Raw genomic sequence first — 19,754 nt, forward strand, 5'->3', positions numbered from 1 at the left:
CTCAGGCGTCACGCAGGTCCAGGATCACCGGGGTGTGGTCGGACGCCTTTTCCAGCCCGCGCGGGCCGCGGTCGATGGTGCAGCCGGCCAGACGGTCGGCGGCCTGCGGCGACAGCAGGAAGTGGTCGATGCGAAGGCCGTTGTCGCGCGGCCAGCTGCCGGCCTGATAATCCCAGAAGGTGTAGGCGCGGTCGTCGTCATGCAGGGCGCGGTAGGCCTCGGTCAGGCCGAGATTCAGCAGGGCGCGGAACTTGGCCTTGGATTCCGGGCGGAACAGCGCGTCGCCGGCGAAGGCCTGCGGCGAGTAGACGTCGCGCGCCTCAGGGATGATGTTGTAGTCGCCGCCCAGCACCACCGGGATTTCCTGCGCCAGCAGCGTGCTGGCATGGTCGTACAGACGGTCCATCCAGCGCAGCTTGTAGGCGAACTTCTCGCCCGGCACCGGGTTGCCGTTGGGCAAATAGAGCGAGGCGATGCGCACGCCGGACACGGTGGCCTCGACATAGCGGGCCTGCTCGTCCTCCGGCTCGCCCGGCAGGCGGGTCAGCACGTCTTCCGCCGGGGTCTTCGACAGCAAAGCGACGCCGTTGTAGGCCTTCTGCCCGACGGCATTGACGTGGTAGCCGAGCTCCTCGAAGGCCGCGGTCGGGAAGGCGGCGGTCTCGCATTTGATTTCCTGGAAGAGCACGACGTCCGGGGACGCCGTGCGCAGCCAGTCGGTGATCAGCGGAAGGCGGGCTTTCGCCGAGTTGACGTTCCAGGTGGCGATCTTCACGAAAAAGGCCTGCCTTCTTTTCTTGGTTCTGTGAGGTCGGACGGCGGCCTCAGACCGCGGCCCTAAACCGCGAAGGAGTTGCCGCAGCCGCAGGAGGCGGTGGCGTTCGGGTTCTTGATCTGGAAGGCGGCGCCCATCAGGTCCTCGACATAATCCAGCGTCGCGCCGGCCAGCAGGTCGAGCGAGGCGTCGTCGGTGACCACCTTGGTGCCGTCCTTCTCGAAGACATGGTCCTCGTCGGTCGCGGTCTCGTCGAAGGTGAAGCCGTACTGGAAGCCGGAGCAGCCGCCGCCGGACACGGTCAGGCGCAGCATCAGGTTGGGATTGCCCTCCTGCTCGATCAGGAAGGCGACGCGCTTGGCAGCACTTTCGCTGACGCCGAGGATTCGGGTGTCGGTGGGGAGTGCGGTGTCGGGCATGGGGTGGCCCCTCTGGTGCGGTGCGGGAGTTGCCACAAATGTAAGGGGGATCGCCGGCTTCGTCAAAGTGTGGGCACGTTTGCGCCAAAGCGTTGCGCATCTGGCACGCTCCGCCGCCGGCTGGCCGGGCGCCTGGGCATAGCACGCCTTCGCCGTTGCACCTGCGTTTCCCCGCCGGTAGTGTCCGCCCCATGACGGCGGACTGTTCCCACGATCGGCTGGCTCCCTATGGCTGCAACCCGGCGGACACGCGCGGGCGGCTGGTGGCGGAGCCGGAAAGCCCGACGCGCTCGTGCTTCCAGCGCGACCGCGACCGCATCGTGCATTCCGGGGCCTTCCGCCGGCTGAAGCACAAGACGCAGGTCTTCGTCTATCACGAGGGCGACTATTACCGCACCCGGCTGACCCACAGCCTGGAGGTGGCGCAGATTGCCCGCTCGATCGGCCGGACGCTGGGGCTGAACGAGGATCTGGCGGAGGCGGTGGCGCTGGCCCACGACCTTGGCCACACCCCCTTCGGCCATGCCGGGGAAGAGGCGCTGAACGCCTGCATGGAGCCGTTCGGCGGTTTCGCCCACAACGACCAGACCCTGCGCATCCTGACGCGGCTGGAGCGGCGCTATGCCGAGTTCGACGGGCTGAACCTGACCTGGGAAGCGCTGGAGGGCGTGGTCAAGCACAACGGCCCGCTGCTGCCGCTGCTGCCCGGTCACCGCCTGCCGACGACGATTGCGGCCTTCCAGGGCGAGTGGGATCTGGAACTGCACACCAATCCGGGGGCAGAAGCCCAGGTGGCGGCGCTGGCCGACGACATCGCCTACAACAACCACGACATCGACGATGGCTTGCGCGCAGGCCTGTTCACGGTGGACGAGGTGGCGGAGCTGCCGCTGGTCGGTCCGCTGGTTCGCGAGGTCTGCGACCGCTATCCGGGGCTGGAACGCTCGCGCCTGATCCACGAGACGATCCGGCGGATGATCAACGCCATGGTCGTCGATCTGGTGACGGAAACGCGGCGGCGGCTGGCGGAGCATCGGCCGGGCAGTGCGGCCGAACTGCGCGCCCTGCCGGTGGCGATGGTCAGCTTCTCCGACGGGATGCTGGAGGCACAGCGACCCTTGCGCGCCTTCCTGCGCCAGCGCATGTACCGGCACTATCGCGTGAACCGCGAGATGAGCAAGTGCAAGCGCGTGGTGCGCGCCCTGTTCCAGCTGTTCATGGACGAGCCCAACACCCTGCCGACCGAATGGCAGCGCGACATCGCCAAGAATGGGGGTGACGCCGATCTTGCGGTGCGCGCCCGTCATGTGGCCGACTATATCGCCGGCATGACCGACCGCTACGCGTTGGCCGAGCATGACCGGCTGTTCGACCTGCATGTAAAGACCTGAACCGTGAAGACCTGAGCCGTCAGGCTCCTGTGACCTCCTGAAAAGACGACCTGAGACGATGAATATTTTCAAGGCCTTCGAGACCGATATTCGCAAGCTGCTGGAAGAGCTGGCCGCCGAGGGTGCGATCCCCGCCGGGCTGGACAGCAGCCGTCTGACGGTCGAGCCGCCGCGCGAGGCCTCGCATGGCGACCTGTCCACCAACGCCGCGATGATCCTGGCGAAGCCGGCGAAGATGGCGCCGCGCGCCCTGGCGGAGCTGCTGGTCGCCAAGCTGAAGGGCCGCGCCGACGTGGCGTCGGTCGAGATCGCCGGTCCGGGCTTCGTCAACCTGCGCCTGACGCCGGACGTCTGGCGTGACCGCATCCGCGACGTGCTGACCGCCGGCACCGCCTATGGCGACAGCGAGCTGGGAGCCGGGACTCCGGTCAATGTGGAGTATGTGTCGGCCAACCCGACCGGCCCGCTGCATGCCGCCCATGGCCGCGGCGCCGTGTTCGGCGACGCGCTGGCAGCACTGCTGCAGAAGGCCGGCTATGCCGTCACCCGCGAATACTACATCAACGATGCCGGCGCGCAGGTCGACGTGCTGGGCCGCTCCACCTTCATCCGCTACCGCGAGGTGCTGGGCGAGCAGGTCGGCGAGATCCCGGCCGGCCTCTATCCCGGCGAGTACCTGAAGGAGGTCGGCCAGGCGCTGGCCGAGCGCGACGGCAACCGCTGGGTCGGCACCGACGAGTCCGAATGGCTGCCGGCCTGCCGCGACTTCGCCATCGGCATGATCATGGGCTGGATCCGCGAGGATCTGGGCGCCCTTGGCGTCACGATGGACGTCTACAGCAGCGAGCGCGCCCTGGTGACGGCGGGGGCCGTCCAGACGGCGCTGGCGGCGCTGGAGGAACGCGGTCTGATCTACACCGGCGTGCTGGAGCCGCCGAAGGGCAAGAAGCCCGACGATTGGGAGCCGCGCCCGCAGACCCTGTTCAAGTCCAGCGACTTCGGCGACGACGTCGACCGGCCGCTGAAGAAGTCCGACGGCTCCTTCACCTATTTCGCCAACGACATCGCCTATCACTACGACAAGTACCGGCGCGGTGCCGCGTCGCTGATCGACGTGCTGGGCGCCGACCATGGCGGCTACGTCAAGCGCATGCAGGCGGCGACGCGGGCGATTTCCGGCGGCGAGGCCGCACTGGACGTGAAGCTGTGCCAGCTGGTGCATCTGATGCAGAACGGCCAGCCGGTGAAGATGTCCAAGCGCGCCGGCACCTTCGTGACGCTGCGCGACGTCATTGATCAGGTCGGCCGGGATGTCGTCCGCTTCATCATGCTGACCCGCCGCAACGACCAGACGCTGGACTTCGACTTCGCCAAGGTGACGGAGCAGTCGAAGGACAACCCGGTCTTCTACGTGCAGTACGCCCACGCCCGCTGCCGCTCGGTGCTGCGCCATGCCGCGACCGCCCTGCCGCAGCTGGACCAGACGCCGGCCTCGCTCGCCGCCGCGGCCAACCTCGCCCGGCTGGACAGCGAAGAGGAGATGGCCCTCGCCAAGCGTATGGCCACCTGGCCGCGCGTGGTCGAGGCGGCGGCCGAAGCGCATGAGCCGCACCGCATCGCCTTCTTCCTCTACGACCTCGCCAGCGACTTCCACGCTCTGTGGAACCGGGGCCGCGACGATGCCTCGCTGCGCTTCCTGATCGAGGGCGATGCGGAGCTGACGACGGCCCGTCTGGCGCTGATCGCCGCGGTGGCGACGGTCATCGCCTCGGGCCTGTCGGTGATGGGCGTGGAACCGGTGGAGGAATTGCGTTCATGAAGTACGACGGCGACGTCAACTACGCGGCCAATCCCTATGGGATGCCGCCCCGACAGTCCGCGAACAGGCGCGGGCTGCTGGCGCTCGGCTTCGCCGTGGTCGGCGTCGTGACGTTCGCCGGTGCGGCGGTGGTCGGGCTGCGCGGCCCGTCGCGGCTGTCCGGCGACGGGCCGCCGCTGCTGACCGCGGAAGCCGTCCCGTCCAAGGCCCGTCCCGACCAGCCGGGCGGGATGGAGGTGCCGCACCAGGACATCCTGGCCTATGAGCGGCTGCGCGACCATGACGGCGGCCGCGGCAATCAGGTGGAGCGGCTGCTGCCGCCGCCGGAGGTGCCGCTGCCGCGTCCGGTGGTGACGCCGCAGATGCCGGCCGTGGTGCCGCTGCCCTCGGTGCCGTCGGTGGCCCAGCTGCCGCCGGGCTCCACCGCCACCGTCCCGCGCGACAGCGTCGCCGCGGCTGTCGCGGCGGCTGCTCCGCTGGCAGCGCCGGAACCGGTGCCGGCTCTGCCCGCCGCCACGCCGACGGCGGCCGTTCCGGCCCTGGCGGTGCAGGCCCCGGCTGCCCAGACTCCGCCCAGCGTCGCCGCCAAGCCGCAACAGGCCCCGGCCAAGCCGGCCCCCGCTCCGCAGCAGCAGGTCGCGTCGGTCGCCAAGCCTCCGGCGCCGCCGGCAGCAGCGCCGGCCCAGCAGAACGCCGCTCCGTCGATGGGGCAGCTGATCGCCAAGCTGGAAGCCGCGTCCCTGCCGGCCGCTCCGGCCAAGGCCGCTCCCCAGCCGGCGAAGCCCGCTCCCGCAACCGCCTCCGCTCCTGCGGCCGGCGGCGGCAGCGGCTGGCGTGTCCAGCTGGCGTCGGTGCGCAGCGAGGGCGAGGCCGCGGCCGAATGGCGCCGCCTTGCCGGCCGTCACCCCGACGCGCTCGGCGGGTTGTCGATGCAGGTCGCCAAGGTCGATCTGGGCGAGAAGGGCATCTTCTATCGGGTGCAGGGCGCCGGCGCCGACGAGGCGCGGGCCAAGTCGGCCTGCGCCCAGCTGCGCGCGCAAAATGTGGGGTGTGTGGTTGTCCGTCCCTGATTTTTCCGGCCCTGATTCTTTGGGTTCCGATTCGGTGAGTTCCATCCAGGTCTCCCACCCGCGCGCGGTCGTCTTCGGCTGCGCCGGGCTGGAGGTGACGGCCGACGAGGCCGCCTTCTTCCGCGATGCCGATCCGCTCGGCTTCATCCTGTTCCGCCGCAATTGCGACAGCCGCCACCAGATGCGCCGGCTGGTCGACGATCTGCGCGCCAGCGTCGGCCGGGCGGACGCCCCGGTCCTGATCGACCAGGAGGGTGGCCGGGTCGCCCGCATGCGCCCGCCGCACTGGCCGGCCCATCCGCCGATGGGCGTGATCGGCGCGCTTGGCGAACGCGATGCCGCCGCCGGGCATGAAGCAGCCTGGATCAACGGCCGGCTGCTCGCCCATATGCTGACGGAGGTCGGCATCACGGTGGATTGCGCGCCGGTCTGCGACGTTCCGGTGGAGGGCGCACACGACATCATCGGCGACCGTGCCTTCTCGCGCGACCCGGCCTTGGTGATCGACCTCGCCCGCGCCACCGCCAATGGGCTGCTGGCCGGCGGCGTGCTGCCGGTGATCAAGCACATCCCCGGCCATGGCCGCGCCTTCACCGACAGCCATGCCGAGCTGCCGGTGGTCGAGGCCGGCCGCGCGGCGCTGGAGGCCACCGACTTCGCCCCCTTCCGCGCGCTGGCCGACCTGCCGCTGGCGATGGTGGCCCATGTGGTGCTGAAGGCCATCGACCCGACCGCCCCGGCCAGCACCTCGGCCATCGTGGTGCGCGAAGTGGTGCGCGGGCCGTCCATCGGTTTCGCCGGCCTGCTGTTCAGCGACGATTTGTCGATGAACGCGTTGCGGGGCGACCCGAGGACGCGGGCCGAAGCGGTGCTGGCGGCCGGCATGGATGTCGTGCTCCACTGCAACGGCGATCTGGCCGAGATGCGGTCGATCCTCGGCGCCGTTCCGCTCTTGAGCGGGGTGGCGGCGGAGCGCTGGGCGCGGGCGGACGCGATGCGCCATGCGCCGGAGGCGGCGGACATCGCTGCATTGACCAACCGGCTGGCCGAGCTTCTCGGCACGGCTGAGACCTGACGGACGGGAGCGGACGATGGAGGAATGGATCTTCCAGGTGACGGCCGTGGCCCTGCCGGCCATCCTCGCCATCACACTGCACGAGGCGGCGCACGGCTTCGTCGCCTGGCGGCTGGGTGACGACACCGCCTATCGGCTGGGGCGCGTCACCTTCAACCCGATCCGCCACATCGACCCGTTCGGCACCGTGCTGCTGCCGGCGCTGATGTATTTCACCACCGGCTTCGTCTTCGGCTGGGCCAAGCCGGTGCCGGTCAATTTCGCCCGGCTGGACCATCCGCGCCGCGACATGGTGTGGGTGGCGCTGGCCGGTCCGGGGACCAACTTCCTGCTGGCGGTGGCGTCGGCGGTGATCTGGCGGCTGGTCAATCCCGAGAACAGCTATATCGAGCTGTGGATCCGCTCCGCCGCCGAGGTCTCGGTGCTGGTCAACGTCATCCTGATGGTGTTCAACCTGATCCCGCTGCCGCCGCTGGACGGCGGGCGCGTCGCGGTCGGCATCCTGCCCGATTTCCTGGCGGTGCCGCTGGCGAAGCTGGAGCGCGTCGGTCTGCTGATCCTGATGGCGGCCTTCTTCCTGCTGCCGATGCTGGGGCGCCAGATCGGCATGGACCTCAGCGTCATGCATTGGGTGCTGGGTCCGCCCGTCGATGCGGTGATCGATTTCATCCGCGTCCTGACCGGCAACGACTGATAGGGTAATCGATGGCCGATCTGCTGGCCGGGCGTGAGGCCGACACCTCAGCAATCGCGGAGGGGTCGGCATCCGAACAGCTGTTGCTGGTTCTGGACGGCTTCGAGGGGCCGCTCGACATGCTGCTGGCGCTGGGGCGCGACCAGAAGGTCGACCTGACGCGCATCTCGATCCTGGAACTGGCCGACCAGTATCTCCGCTTCGTGGCGGAGGCGCGGAAGGTGAGGCTGGAGCTGGCCGCCGACTATCTGGTGATGGCGGCATGGCTGGCCTACCTGAAGTCGCGGCTGCTGCTGCCCGAGCCGGAGGGGGAGGAACCGTCCGGCGAGGACATGGCCGCCGCACTCGCCTTCCAGCTCCAGCGGCTGGAGGCGATGAAGGGCGTCGCCGAAAAGCTGTTTGCCCGTCCACGGCTGGGCATCGAAATCCATCCGCGAGGCGCGCCGGAGGATTTGGATCTGCGCCGCAAGTCGGTCTACGAGGTCACGCTGTTCGACCTGCTGCGCGCCTATGGCCAGCAGCGCGCCCGCAAGGAATCCGGCGTCCTGCACATCGCCCCGGTCCGCCTCTATTCGATGGAGGAGGCGGTGCGGCGCCTGTCATCCCTGCTCGGCCGCATGCCGGACTGGGCGACGCTGGCAAGCTTCCTGCCGGGCGGCGAGGGCGGCGGCGGGCTGCTGACCCGTTCGGCGCTCGCCGCACATTTCGCCGCCACGCTGGAGCTGGCCAAGGCCGGCCGGGTCGAACTGCGCCAGGAGGGCGCCTTCGCCCCGCTCTATGTCCGCGGGCGGGCGGCCGGTTCCCAGGACGGCGACATTTCGGAAGAAGCGCAATCGCATGATTAAGGAAGTCACCGACGCCCAGGAGGCGGAGGCCCACATCGGCAAGCTGCGCCTGTTGGAAGCCCTGCTGTTCGCCTCAAGCGAGCCGCTGGACGAGGAGACGCTGGCCGGCCGCATCGGGCCGGAGGTCGGCCTGCTGCTGGAGGAACTGCGCGCCCATTACGCCCCGCGCGGCGTCACCCTGGTGTGCACCGGCGGCGGCTGGGCCTTCCGCACCGCGGTCGATCTGGCGCCGGAGCTGCGGCGCGAGGAGGAGGTGTCGCGCAAGCTGTCCCGCGCCGCCATCGAGACGCTGGCGATCATTGCCTACCACCAGCCGGTGACCCGCGGCGAGATCGAATCCATCCGCGGTGTCGCGACCAGCAAGGGCACGCTGGACCTGCTGATGGAGCATGGCTGGATCCGGCCGGGCAAGCGGCGGGAGACGCCGGGCCGGCCGCTGACCTGGATCACCACCGACCATTTCCTCGATCATTTCGGGCTGGAGAGCTTGCGTGACCTGCCCAGCGTCGACGAGTTGCGCGCCGCCGGCCTGCTCGACAGCCGTCCGGTGCTGCTGGGTCTGGGGGCGACGGCCGACGACAGTGCCCTGGACACGGGCGACGAGACGTAAGCCGCAGGCGACCGCTTGGTTTTTCTCCGGCACCTGAGCGAATTCCCGTGAAACCTCAATGACAACCGGTTAAGGATGGTGGGGGCAACGTTGCGGCACCCCGGCCTTTCTGCCATAGTGCCGGCCCGCCGCAAAGGCCGTTCAAACGTGATAGGCGCGCCATGGGTTCTTTCAGCATCTGGCACTGGATCATCGTTCTTCTGATCGTTCTTCTGCTGTTCGGCGCCGGTAAGTTGCCGAAGGTGATGGGCGATCTCGCCAAGGGCGTGAAGTCCTTCAAGGCGGGGCTGCAGGACGACAGCGACGATGCAACTCCGGGCACCAACGCCAAGACCATCCCGAACCAGCCCGCCCCGAACCAGCCGGCCAACACGGCCGAAGCCGTGGCCAAGAAGGACGAGGCGGTCCGCAGCTGACCGGCAGGCGCGCGGCCGTCTCTTCCCGAGCGCCGCACGCCATCCTGCCCACCGCATTCGTGAAGCCGGAAGAACATGTTCGACATCGCTTGGTCCGAACTGATGGTGATCGCCGTCATCGCCCTTGTGGTCATTGGACCCGAGGATCTGCCCAAGGCGATCTTCACGCTCGGCAAATGGGTGCGCAAGGCGCGGGTCGTCGCCCGCGAATTCCAGACCCACATCGACGACATGATGCGGGAAACCGAGTTGGACGAGCTTCGCAAGGAAGCGCTGAAGACCCGCGACCTGAACATCAAGAAGATGATGGAGGACACCATCGACCCGAAGGGGGAGGTGGGCAAGGCCTTCGACGCCAAGGAATTCGACACGGGTCTGAACGGCCATGCCGGCAGCACGCCGGAACCGGACCTGCCGCAGGCGCCGACCCCGGTTCCATCCCCGGCTGCTCCGGCCGTGACGGACAGCGTGGGGCCGGCCGGCGCGCCATCCCCGATCACAACGTCGCCGATCACGATCGCTCCGATCGCCACCGAATCCGCTCCGCCGGCCCCGGTGCCGCAGCCCGCTCCGGCCCCGCGGCCGGACGCCGTGGCCGCAGCCCAGCCGACCGACAAGCAGACCTGAAGACAAAGACGGCCCATGACCGGCGATACGCAGCAGGACGAACTCGAAGACAGCAAGATGCCGCTGATCGATCATCTGATCGAGCTGCGGAACCGGCTGATGTGGGCAATCGGCGCAATCCTGATCGCCTTCCTGCTGTGCTATGCGGTGTCGGACAAGATCTACAATTTCCTGGTCCAGCCGCTGGCCGACATCCTGGCGGGGCAGGGGCGCCGGATGATCTACACCGGCCTGACCGAAGCCTTCTTCACCTATGTGAAGGTGGCGTTCTGGGCCGGCTGCTTCATCTCCTTCCCGGTGATCGCCAGCCAGATCTGGATGTTCGTGGCGCCCGGCCTCTACAAGCATGAGCGCAAGGCGTTCCTGCCCTTCCTGATCGCCACCCCGGTGATGTTTCTGACCGGCGCCGGCATCGTCTATTACTTCATCTTCCCGATGGCCTGGCGCTTCTTCCTGGGCTTCGAGTTCCACCCGGACGGCAGCAACGCCCTGCCCATCGAGTTCGAGGCGCGCGTCGGCGAATACCTGCATCTGGTGATGTCGCTGATCTTCGCCTTCGGCATCGCCTTCCAACTGCCGGTGCTGCTGACCCTGCTGGTCCGCGTCGGCATCATCAGCACCGACGCCCTGGCGTCCAAGCGGCGCTACGCCATCGTCGGCGCCTTCATCGCCGCCGCCGTGCTGACCCCGCCCGACGTCATCAGCCAGGTCAGCCTGGCGCTGCCGCTGATCGCGCTCTACGAGATCGCGATCATCATCGGGCGCCGGATCGAAAAGGTACGGGCCGCCGCGGAAGCCGAGTGACCGGCGGCAACGCGCCCGCAGCATTTTGCCAGTGGCTGCATGCAGTGGCGATTCGCCACTGGCAAATTACCTGCCTTGACCTAGGGTAATAATCCGTCCGTCATGGACATGCCGCCATTCTCGCGCTAAAAGCACGGTTCGGCCAACAAAAGGGCCTCAGCCGCGCACCCGGAGCCTTGACCGTATGCAGACCGCCAACGACATCCGTCGCACGTTCCTGGATTTCTTCGCCAAGCAGGGCCATCAGAAGGTCGATTCGTCGCCGCTCGTGCCGCGCAACGACCCGACGCTGATGTTCACCAACGCCGGCATGGTCCAGTTCAAGAACGTCTTCACCGGTGCCGAGACGCGGCCTTACCGGCGCGCGGCCACCTCGCAGAAATGCGTGCGCGCCGGCGGCAAGCACAACGACCTCGACAACGTCGGCTACACCGCGCGGCACCATACCTTCTTCGAGATGCTGGGCAACTTCTCCTTCGGCGATTATTTCAAGGACGACGCCATCGCGTTCGCCTGGAACCTGATCACCAAGGAATACGGGCTGCCGGCCGACAAGCTGCTGGTGACGGTCCACACCTCCGACGAGGATGCGGCGGGCATCTGGCGCAAGGTCGCCGGCCTGTCGGACGACCGCATCATCCGCATCCCGACCGACGACAATTTCTGGCGCATGGGCGACACCGGCCCCTGCGGTCCCTGCTCGGAGATCTTCTTCGACCATGGCCCGTCGATTGCCGGTGGCCCGCCGGGCAGCCCGGATCAGGACGGCGACCGCTTCATCGAGATTCTGGAACCTCGTGTTCATGCAGTATGAACAGCTGGGTCCGGACAATCTGGTGGCGCTGCCCAAGCCGTCCATCGACACCGGCATGGGGCTGGAGCGTCTGGCCGCCGTCCTGCAGGGCAAGCACGACAATTACGACATCGACCTGATGCGGGCGCTGATCATGGCGTCGGCGGAAGCGACCAAGACTTCGCCGGACGGCGCGCATGCCGTGTCGCACCGCGTCATCGCCGACCATCTGCGCTCGACCTCCTTCCTGATCGCCGACGGCGTGCTGCCGTCGAACGAAGGCCGCGGCTATGTGCTGCGCCGCATCATGCGCCGCGCCATGCGCCACGCCCACATGATCGGCGCGCGCGAGCCGCTGATGCACCGTCTGGTCCCGGCGCTGATCCAGCAGATGGGCGATGCCTATCCGGAGCTGAACCGCGCCCGCGCGCTGATCGTCGAGACGCTGAAGCTGGAAGAGACCCGCTTCAAGCAGACGCTGGAACGCGGCCTGCGCCTGCTGGAGGATGAGGTCGGCCATCTGGGCGAAGGCCAGCCGCTGGCCGGTGACGTCGCCTTCAAGCTGTACGACACCTATGGCTTCCCGCTCGACCTGACCCAGGACGTGCTGCGCGGCCAGGGCCGCGGCGTCGACGAGGCCGGCTTCAAGGCGGCGATGGACGAGCAGCGCCGCAAGGCCCGCGAAGTCCTGGGCCGGCTCGGGCGAGGTCGGCACCGAGAAGCTGTGGTACGAGATCAAGGACGAGCTGGGCGCCACCGAGTTCTTCGGCTACGACACCGAAGTCGCCGAAGGCAAGGTGACCGCCCTTATCAAGGGCGACGCCCGCGTCGAGGCCGCCAATCTCGGCGATCAGGTGCTGGTCGTCGTCAACCAGACTCCCTTCTACGGCGAATCGGGCGGTCAGGTCGGCGATGCCGGCGTGATTTTCTCCGCCGGCGGGGCCGAGGTCGCGGTGTCCGACACGCTGAAGAAGCTGGGCGCCGTGTGGGCCCATATCGGCACGGTCACCAAGGGCACGCTCAAGGTCGGCGATGTGGTCGAACTGCGCGTGGACACCGAGCGCCGCTCCGCCATCCGCGCCAACCACTCCGCCACCCACCTGCTGCACGAGGCGCTGCGCCATCGCCTGGGCGACCATGTCACCCAGAAGGGCTCGCTGGTGGCACCCGAGCGTCTGCGCTTCGACATCAGCCAGCCGACCGGCCTGAGCGGTGCCGACATCGCCGCCATCGAGGACGAGGTGAACCGCCGCGTGCTCGCCAACAGCGAGGTCATCACCCGCCTGATGTCCCCGGACGAGGCCCGCGCCCAGGGCGCCATGGCGCTGTTCGGCGAGAAGTACGGCGATGAGGTCCGCGTCGTCTCGATGGGCGGGCCGCATGGCGAGCAGGACCGCGACTACTCCATTGAGCTGTGCGGTGGCACCCATGTCCGCCGCACCGGCGACATCGGCGTGTTCAAGATCGTCTCCGAAGGCGCCGTCGCCGCCGGCGTCCGCCGCATCGAGGCGCTGACCGGCACCGGCGCCAAGGCGTGGCTGTCCGAGCGCGACCATCTGCTGACCGAGGCGGCGAGCGTCCTCAAGGTCAAGCCCGACGAGGTCCCGACACGCGTGGCGGCCCTGGTCGAGGAACGCCGCAAGATGGAGCGCGAACTGGCCGACCTGCGCCGCCAGGTTGCCATGGGAGGCGGCGCCAAGGCCGACGGCGGCAACGAGGCCAAGGATGTGGCCGGCGTCAAGGTTGCCGCCCGCGTGGTCGAAGGCCTGCCGGCCAAGGACCTCAAGCCGATGGCCGACGAGTTGAAGAAGCAGGTCGGCTCGGGCGTCGTCGTGCTGATCGCGTCCAACGAGGGCAAGGCCTCCATCGTCATCGGCGTGACCGACGACCTGACCGCGACGCTCAGCGCCGTCGATCTGGTCCGTGTCGGTGCCGAGGCGCTGGGCGGCAAGGGTGGCGGCGGCCGGCCGGACATGGCGCAGGCCGGTGGCCCCGATGCCTCGCTGGCCCCGGCGGCCATCGAAGCCATCGAAAAGGCGATTGCGGCCAGGAAAGCTTCCTGATCCCATCGACACCCGGCCCCCGGTTCGCTCCGGGGGCCGTTTTTCTGTTGGTGCCGTCTTCAAAGGTCCGGCGATGGAACTTCCGACTCTTCCCTTCACCGTGACCGACTGGTCAGCCGTTCCCGTCACCGAACATCCGGGCGAGACCGGGCTTGCCCGCTGGCGCAGCTTCCATTCCGGGGATCTGCGGGTTCGGCTGGTCGAATACACGCCGGGCTATCTGGCCGACCATTGGTGCGACCGCGGCCATGTGCTGTTCGTGGTCAGCGGTGAGCTGATCACCGAGCTGAAGGATGGCCGCCGCTTCGTCCTGACCGCGGGCATGAGCTATCAGGTGTCCGATTTCGGCGACCATCCGCACCGCTCCTCGACCGAAATCGGCGCCACCCTGTTTATCGTGGACTGAAACGTCTTCGCTTGAGGGAGCCTAATCCATGCGCTTCACCGGTACCGACCGCTATGTCGCCACCGACGATCTGATGGTGGCGGTCAACGCCGCCATAACACTGGAGCGGCCGCTTCTGGTGAAGGGCGAGCCGGGCACCGGCAAGACGGTGCTGGCGGTGGAGATCGCCCGCGCACTGAACAAGCCGCTGCTGTCCTGGCACGTCAAGTCGACGACCAAGGCGCAGCAGGGCCTCTATGAATACGACGCGGTCAGCCGCCTGCGCGACAGCCAGCTGGGCGAGGCGAAGGTTCATGACATCGCCAACTACATCGTCCGCGGCAAGCTGTGGGAAGCCTTCGAGGCGCCGGAGCCTCCGGTCCTGCTGATCGACGAGATCGACAAGGCCGACATCGAGTTCCCCAACGACCTGCTGCTGGAACTCGACCGCATGGAGTTCCACGTCTACGAGACCCGGCAGACGATCAAGGCGGCCAAGCGCCCCATCGTCATCGTCACCTCCAACAACGAGAAGGAGCTGCCGGACGCCTTCCTGCGCCGCTGCTTCTTCCACTATATCCGCTTCCCCGAGCGCGAGACGATGGAGCGCATCGTCGAGGTCCATTATCCCGGCCTGAAGGCGGCCCTGCTGCGCGAGGCGCTGAATCTCTTCTATGACCTGCGCGAGGTTCCAGGGTTGAAGAAAAAGCCTTCCACCTCGGAGCTGCTGGACTGGATCAAGCTGCTGATGGTCGAGGATGTCGATCCGGATACCCTGCGCGCCAAGGACGCCCGCACGCTGATCCCGCCGCTGTGCGGCGCACTGCTGAAGAACGAGCAGGACGTTCACACGCTGGAGCGGCTTGCATTCCTGGCGAAGCGAGGGCGCTGACCGGGACCTTCGAAATTCGACTGCCCTTCCCGATCGCCGACGCACCGCAGGAAATGCCGGATCCCGTCGCCCTCAAGGAAGACTTCGGCCGCAAGTCAATGATCGAATCCCGCAATCCCTGGGACGATGCCCTGCCCATTCCTTCGGGCAGGGCATGTCGGGGATCCGTTACGGGCGGTTCGGGTACAGGCCGTTGGCGACGATGCAGACGGTTTGTCCGATCGCCGGCGATTGGGTGCTGACCTTCTGGGTCGCACCGGCTGCGGCGGGGGCGACCGTCACCGTGCCGCCGGTGATGCCGGTGTTGGGAACCGTGATGGAGCCGCTGGCCGTGCCCGCCACTTTGGCGCCGGTGCCAGGTCCGGTGGTGTTGTACGGCCCCGTCAGCGTGATGCCACTGCCGCCATCGTCCAAGACGGTGCCGCCGAGATAGACGGTGCCCGAGGTCGGGGCCGACACCGGGGTGCCGCCGGTTGTGATGGGCAGGCTGACGGTGCCGGTGAAGGGAACGGTGGTCGAGCCCCCCGACCCGCCGCCGGTGCCGGTGAAGGTTGCGGTGTGGGTGTGCGGTTGCAGCGGGACCTGCGCCGCCGACAGCAGTAGCTCCTGCTGGCCGATCTTGGCGCCGATGGGAACGTTCACCAAGCCGGGGCCGGTGCCGGAACCGATTGCGGCGCGGCCGCGCAGGTCCGGAATACCGAAGGTATTGGCGTTGTCGCCGCCGTAGCGGAAGCCGACCAGCGCGAACAGCGCCTGATACTCACGGATCGCCAATGTCCGGCCATCGGCAGGGATGTAGTTGCGAGGGCACCAGTCGAATGCAAAGGTGCAGATCGTGCCGATGTATGACTCGTCGTTGCAGGCGGCGGCGGGCGTGCTGAACAGTGCCATTCCGCTTGTCATCGCAAAGGCGGCGTAGAGGAAAGTCTCTGCGCATAAGGAGCCCCCGATGGCTGGGTTGTTCTGGATATCGGTACAAGGGTAAAATACGATCAAACGATCCTTATTTTATGGACTTATCTTATCATGTATCGCGATGGTGGTAAAAAGACATTTTAATGCAAATTTTTACACAATCGAACCGCTTCGCCATCGGGCTGACCTTTGCACGCAAAGACTGTGATTCCGAAGGCTGGGATCCGCATTCCCGGCATTGAGCTTCAACTCATCGCGCATCGGCGGGAAACCCAGGTGCCGATAGCCGAATTGGAGCTGCTCAGCCGCCAATCGCCACAGAACGGGGTGGGACAGATGTCTTGTCCACAGACCCCGTCCGCACCCCGAGAGCGGACGCGGGCCGAGGAGCGGTCCATGCCAAGAATAACGGAATCTCGCCGCGCGCACATTTCCATGCACCGCCTGTGCATGGATGACGACGGCATCGGCAAAGCCGTTATCTCGACAACCGGGCTGAAGCCTCGCGCGAACCGACCCGCCCACTGGGCGACGGATGAAGCGCTTCAAATCACCGCGTCGAGGGGAAGGGGACGCCGAAGGGAGGGACGACGCTGCGACCACTCCGCCTTAAACCCCCTCCACCTCCTCAATCGCCAATCCCAGCGCCACTCCCGCCACCGACTGCACCGTCACCCGGCTGCGCCCGCCGCCCAGCGGCACCACGCGGATCTGCGTGCCGATGCGCTCGACCATCGCCGGCACGTGGCTGATGACGCCGACCTGACGCCCGCCGGCCTGCAAGGCTTCCAGGCAGGACAGCGCCACGTCCAGGCTGTCGGGATCCAGCGTGCCGAACCCCTCGTCGATGAACAGCGTGCCGATCCCGCCGGCAGTGCCCGCCGCCATCGCCGAAAGCCCGAGCGCCAGGGCCAGCGACACCAGGAACAGCTCGCCGCCCGACAGGCTGTGGACGCCGCGCCGCTCGTCGCCCATCTCGCGGTCGACCACCTGGATTTCCAGATCGGCCCCGGTCACCCGTTCCAGCCGATAGCGGCGGGCGAGATCCTCCAGATGCCGATTGGCATGGGTCAGCAGCAGGTCCAGGCTCAGGCTCTGGGCGAAGTTGCGCATCTTCTGTCCGGTCGACGAACCGATCAGCTGCGCCATCTTGCCCCACAGTGCGGAACGCGCCTGCTGCGCCTCGATAGCCGCCATCAGCCCGGTCAGCCGCTGCCGATTGGCATCGTCCGCCTCCAGCCGGCCGCGGGCCGAGCCCAGCCGGTCGCGGTCGCGCTCCAGCACCGCATGGATGCTCTCCGCCGCAGCCCCGGATTCCTCGACGCTCTGTGCCGGACGACCCGCGGCATGGTGGTCGCCGCGCTGACGCCGCCGCTCGGCGACCACCAGAGCGGCATCGCCGCGCGCCCGTTCCAGCACCGCCAGCGCCAGCTCTTCCGCCTCCAGCTCGCTTTCGGGCGCAGCCAGCAGCCGGCGGACCTCGTCCAGCCCGACCCTGCGCTCGGCGACCGCGCGGCCCAGCCGCTCGCCGGCGGTCCGGGCCTTGTCGGCGCAGCGTCTCGCCGCCTCGCCGCGGGTTTCCCGCTCCTGCTCCGCGGCCGACAGTCGGGCGATGGCGTCCTGCCGGGCGAACGTGGCCTTCTCGACCAGGGCTTCGGCTTCATGCTTCCGTGCGGCCAGTGCCGTCCGCACCTCCGACACCGGCCGTCCGCCCAGCACCGCGCCGCGCGCCGTCCGGGCCTCGGCCAGCCGCCCGGCGAGATCACCTGCGCGATTGCGCGCCTCATCCTCTGCCCGCTGCGCAGCCTCGAGTTCGGCGCTCTGCACCGCCCGTTCGCCGCTCGCGCGCTCGACCTCGCGGGCGGCACGGGCCAGCCCGTCGCTCTTCTCGCGATGGTCGCTCACCCGCCTTGCCAAAGCGGCCCGGTAGTCCTCCGGGGCCTGCTCCAGCAGTGCCTGCCACCCGGCCTCTCCCGCCAGGCCGTCAGCCAGCTCGGCCAGCGCGGAGTCCCGGTCGGCCTCCGCCCGCTCCAGCGCCGCCGCCGCCAGGGCCAGGGCCTGCCGGCCGTCGGCCAGCCGCTGCCGGGTCGCCTCGCACTCGCTTGCCAGACCGGCCGCCGCGGTTTCCAGCCGCCGATGCTCCAGCTGCGCCGCATCCAGCCGCCGGCGATGGTCGAGCGCCCGCTCCTCATCCTGCGCGATGGCGGCCATCCGGCGGTCCACCGCCTCAACTTGCCCGCGGATGTCCGTGTGGATGTCCGTGTGTGTTTCGGTGAGCGCTCCGCCTCCGGTGTCCCAATCGATGGCCGACGCCTGTGCTGTCCAGCGCGCTTCAAGCCCGTCGGCCTCCTGCGCCATTGCCGCCAGCCGCGCGGTCAGCGCCTCGGCCCCCTTGCGCGCCGCCAGTTCCGCCGCTTCCAGTGCCGCATGCCGGGCCACCGTCGCGGCCAGGGCCTCGCGCAATCCGGCGAGATGCGCTTCCTGATCCCGCGTCACCCGGCCCAGCGGAGTCGCCCCGTCGCCCGCCCAGGGATGATCCGCCGATCCGCAGACCGGGCAGGGCTCACCGTCGACCAGCCGGCCGCGCAGGCTTTCGACATCCTCGCGCTGGGCCAGCAACAGCCGTTGCAGGGTACGCTCCGCCTCCATCACCGCGGCCTGCCGTCCGGCCCGGCTTTCGGCAAGCTCCCGCGCCGCCGTTCCGTCGCGCTCCGCCTCGCCCAGCAGCCGCAGCCGCTCTCCGTCCGCGGCGGTGCGCTCGGCTTCCAGCCGTTGCCGCGCCTCTCCGGTAGCCAACAGGGCCAGCAGCCCGTCACGGCGGCGTCCGGCCTCCGACCGCGCCTGTCGCGCCTCTTCCAGCGACGGCACCGCCGTGCCGCGCAAGCTGTCCAGCGCCTGTTCGGACGAGCGGCACCGCTCGCGCGCCTCGGCCAGCCGCCCTTCCACGGTGCGTGCCGCGGCTTCGGTCGCCGCAAGCTCCCGCTCCAGCCGTTGTCGCTCCTGCGCGGCAGCCTTTCCGCTCCGTCCGTCGGCGACGATGCGCGCCAGCAGCCGGTCCCACCGCTCCCACTGCCCGGCCACCGCCGCGAAGCCAGCCTGCTCGCGCAGCCAGATCTCCAGCCTTGCGGCATCGCTGCGGGCCGAGGACAGGGTGGCGTCGATGTCCTGCATGGCCTTCCGCAGCGCGATGCTGCGCTGGACCGCGATTTTCGCCGCCGCGTCGGCGGTCCCCTGCTCGCCGGTCAGGGTTGCGATCCGTCCATCAAGGTCGGCCGCGCGGTCAAGCTCGGGCTCGGCCCTGGCCTGCTCGGCACAGGCCGCCTCGAAGCGCCGCCGGGCCTCGCCATGGCGGCCGGTCGCCTCATCCACCGCCAGCCGTGCCGCGGCCAGGCCCGTCTCCGCCCGCTCGACCGCCGCCGCGGCCTCCGCCGCCTCGTCGCGCGCGCGGTCGGCGTCCGCCAGCACCGGCCGCAGCGGCTGCAACCCGCGCAGCGCGAGAGCGGCGTCGCGCCGCTCCTCCGCGCCGCTCCACGCGCGCTCCGCCGCGTCTGCGGCCTCGACCGCCTTGCTTTCCGCCGCCGCGAGCTGGCGGTCGCGCTCATGCCAGGCCAGCGCCGCCTGGGCGAGCGCCAACGCCTGCTCGCCGCTCCGCACCGCCTCCGCCGCCTCGCCGGCCTCGGCTTGCAGGGCGGTCCGGTCGTCATCGCTCAGCACCCCGATGCCGCCGCCCTGCGCCACCAGCCTGTCGAGCGCCTGCTTCTCCGCAGTCGTCCGCTCATGCGCCGCAATCGACAGGCGCGAGTAAATCTCCGTCCCCGTCAGCAGCTCCAGCAAGGCGGAGCGCTCGCGCGGCGGCGCCTTCAGAAAGGTGGCGAAGTCGCCCTGGGCCAGCAGGACCGCGCGCCGGAATTGCTCGAAGCTCAGTCCGAGCCGCCGCTCGATCTCCTCGAGCACGCTCTTCTTGCCGTCGCCGAAACGGCGCTCGCCGTCCAGGCTGCTCAGCGACATGCTCTGCAGCTGCAAAGCACCCTGGGCCTTCTGCCGGGCCCGCCGCACCTCCCAACGGGCGCGGTAGGCCTCGTCGTCGATGCCGATGAAATCGACCTCGGCCCAACCGGAACCGGCTCCGCGCCGCAGGATCGTTCGGACGTCGGTGGTGCG

Annotated in this window: 16 protein-coding genes and 1 pseudogene (1 of these 17 cut by a window edge); 13 read left to right on the forward strand and 4 right to left on the reverse strand. The window is 68.9% G+C overall.

Annotated features, from left to right (window positions below; genetic code table 11):
* Window position 1: 1 nt before the first annotated feature.
* Both xth and erpA read right to left on the reverse strand, forming a co-directional pair.
* Window positions 2-775 (reverse strand): exodeoxyribonuclease III, encoded by a 774-nt coding sequence (gene xth, locus ACWPN3_RS02155; RefSeq protein ID WP_492242125.1) that lies wholly within the window; start codon window positions 773-775, stop codon window positions 2-4.
* Between the two features lie 62 nt (window positions 776-837).
* Window positions 838-1,194 (reverse strand): iron-sulfur cluster insertion protein ErpA, encoded by a 357-nt coding sequence (gene erpA, locus ACWPN3_RS02160; protein ID WP_492242124.1) that lies wholly within the window; start codon window positions 1,192-1,194, stop codon window positions 838-840.
* 191 nt (window positions 1,195-1,385) lie between these two features.
* On the opposite strand from erpA, the gene ACWPN3_RS02165 reads away from it, so the two are divergent.
* From ACWPN3_RS02165 to ACWPN3_RS02225, 13 genes and pseudogenes are all read left to right on the forward strand, one after another.
* Complete coding sequence (locus tag ACWPN3_RS02165) at window positions 1,386-2,585, forward strand: deoxyguanosinetriphosphate triphosphohydrolase (protein ID WP_109449839.1); 1,200 nt, start codon at window positions 1,386-1,388, stop codon at window positions 2,583-2,585.
* Window positions 2,586-2,643: 58 nt separating this feature from the next.
* On the forward strand, window positions 2,644-4,404 hold the full coding sequence (gene argS / locus ACWPN3_RS02170; RefSeq protein WP_492242123.1) for an arginine--tRNA ligase: 1,761 nt from the start codon (window positions 2,644-2,646) through the stop codon (window positions 4,402-4,404).
* A complete protein-coding gene (locus ACWPN3_RS02175; protein ID WP_492242122.1) occupies window positions 4,401-5,474 on the forward strand; it encodes an SPOR domain-containing protein in 1,074 nt (357 codons plus the stop codon). The genes argS and ACWPN3_RS02175 overlap by 4 nt, the downstream gene beginning before the upstream one ends.
* Window positions 5,446-6,549, forward strand: coding sequence for a beta-N-acetylhexosaminidase (gene nagZ / locus ACWPN3_RS02180; RefSeq protein ID WP_492242121.1), 1,104 nt, complete (start codon window positions 5,446-5,448; stop codon window positions 6,547-6,549). The genes ACWPN3_RS02175 and nagZ overlap by 29 nt, the downstream gene beginning before the upstream one ends.
* Window positions 6,550-6,565: 16 nt before the next feature.
* A complete protein-coding gene (locus tag ACWPN3_RS02185) occupies window positions 6,566-7,243 on the forward strand; it encodes a site-2 protease family protein (RefSeq protein WP_109449843.1) in 678 nt (225 codons plus the stop codon).
* A gap of 11 nt (window positions 7,244-7,254) precedes the next feature.
* A complete protein-coding gene (locus ACWPN3_RS02190; protein ID WP_492242120.1) occupies window positions 7,255-8,088 on the forward strand; it encodes a segregation and condensation protein A in 834 nt (277 codons plus the stop codon).
* Window positions 8,081-8,698, forward strand: coding sequence for an SMC-Scp complex subunit ScpB (gene scpB / locus ACWPN3_RS02195; protein WP_492242119.1), 618 nt, complete (start codon window positions 8,081-8,083; stop codon window positions 8,696-8,698). The genes ACWPN3_RS02190 and scpB overlap by 8 nt, the downstream gene beginning before the upstream one ends.
* Before the next feature lie 161 nt (window positions 8,699-8,859).
* Window positions 8,860-9,114, forward strand: a complete 255-nt coding sequence (locus ACWPN3_RS02200; RefSeq protein WP_492242118.1) for a twin-arginine translocase TatA/TatE family subunit — start codon at window positions 8,860-8,862, stop codon at window positions 9,112-9,114.
* A gap of 75 nt (window positions 9,115-9,189) precedes the next feature.
* Entirely contained in the window at window positions 9,190-9,741 is a 552-nt protein-coding gene (gene tatB / locus ACWPN3_RS02205; protein ID WP_492261034.1) for a Sec-independent protein translocase protein TatB, read from the forward strand.
* A gap of 15 nt (window positions 9,742-9,756) precedes the next feature.
* Window positions 9,757-10,545 (forward strand): twin-arginine translocase subunit TatC, encoded by a 789-nt coding sequence (gene tatC / locus ACWPN3_RS02210; protein WP_492242116.1) that lies wholly within the window; start codon window positions 9,757-9,759, stop codon window positions 10,543-10,545.
* Between the two features lie 184 nt (window positions 10,546-10,729).
* Window positions 10,730-13,401, forward strand: a pseudogene (gene alaS, locus ACWPN3_RS02215) (alanine--tRNA ligase).
* 73 nt (window positions 13,402-13,474) lie between these two features.
* Window positions 13,475-13,807, forward strand: coding sequence for a DHCW motif cupin fold protein (locus ACWPN3_RS02220; RefSeq protein ID WP_492242115.1), 333 nt, complete (start codon window positions 13,475-13,477; stop codon window positions 13,805-13,807).
* 28 nt (window positions 13,808-13,835) lie between these two features.
* Window positions 13,836-14,678, forward strand: coding sequence for an AAA family ATPase (locus tag ACWPN3_RS02225; protein WP_492242114.1), 843 nt, complete (start codon window positions 13,836-13,838; stop codon window positions 14,676-14,678).
* Between the two features lie 168 nt (window positions 14,679-14,846).
* Here the strand turns inward: ACWPN3_RS02225 and ACWPN3_RS02230 are convergent, their stop codons facing one another.
* On the reverse strand, window positions 14,847-15,569 hold the full coding sequence (locus tag ACWPN3_RS02230; RefSeq protein ID WP_492261035.1) for a phage tail protein: 723 nt from the start codon (window positions 15,567-15,569) through the stop codon (window positions 14,847-14,849).
* Window positions 15,570-16,202: 633 nt separating this feature from the next.
* A protein-coding gene (locus tag ACWPN3_RS02235; RefSeq protein ID WP_492242112.1) for an AAA family ATPase crosses the window boundary here: on the reverse strand, window positions 16,203-19,754 show its 3' portion. The gene runs 234 nt beyond the window's last position; only the last 3,552 of its 3,786 coding nucleotides appear in the window; its start codon lies beyond the right edge, outside the window; the stop codon is at window positions 16,203-16,205.

The sequence above is a fragment of the Azospirillum sp. UENF 111221 genome, from assembly GCF_058780625.1.

Coding starts and splice junctions, on each gene's coding strand:
- erpA (WP_492242124.1), bottom strand. CDS start 1,194: ATGCCCGACACCGCACTCCCCACCGACACCCGAATCCTCGGCGTCAGC.
- ACWPN3_RS02225 (WP_492242114.1), top strand. CDS start 13,836: ATGCGCTTCACCGGTACCGACCGCTATGTCGCCACCGACGATCTGATG.
- ACWPN3_RS02230 (WP_492261035.1), bottom strand. CDS start 15,569: ATGGCACTGTTCAGCACGCCCGCCGCCGCCTGCAACGACGAGTCATAC.
- ACWPN3_RS02190 (WP_492242120.1), top strand. CDS start 7,255: ATGGCCGATCTGCTGGCCGGGCGTGAGGCCGACACCTCAGCAATCGCG.
- ACWPN3_RS02200 (WP_492242118.1), top strand. CDS start 8,860: ATGGGTTCTTTCAGCATCTGGCACTGGATCATCGTTCTTCTGATCGTT.
- tatC (WP_492242116.1), top strand. CDS start 9,757: ATGACCGGCGATACGCAGCAGGACGAACTCGAAGACAGCAAGATGCCG.
- ACWPN3_RS02165 (WP_109449839.1), top strand. CDS start 1,386: ATGACGGCGGACTGTTCCCACGATCGGCTGGCTCCCTATGGCTGCAAC.
- ACWPN3_RS02175 (WP_492242122.1), top strand. CDS start 4,401: ATGAAGTACGACGGCGACGTCAACTACGCGGCCAATCCCTATGGGATG.
- argS (WP_492242123.1), top strand. CDS start 2,644: ATGAATATTTTCAAGGCCTTCGAGACCGATATTCGCAAGCTGCTGGAA.
- scpB (WP_492242119.1), top strand. CDS start 8,081: ATGATTAAGGAAGTCACCGACGCCCAGGAGGCGGAGGCCCACATCGGC.
- tatB (WP_492261034.1), top strand. CDS start 9,190: ATGTTCGACATCGCTTGGTCCGAACTGATGGTGATCGCCGTCATCGCC.
- nagZ (WP_492242121.1), top strand. CDS start 5,446: ATGTGGGGTGTGTGGTTGTCCGTCCCTGATTTTTCCGGCCCTGATTCT.
- ACWPN3_RS02185 (WP_109449843.1), top strand. CDS start 6,566: ATGGAGGAATGGATCTTCCAGGTGACGGCCGTGGCCCTGCCGGCCATC.
- ACWPN3_RS02220 (WP_492242115.1), top strand. CDS start 13,475: ATGGAACTTCCGACTCTTCCCTTCACCGTGACCGACTGGTCAGCCGTT.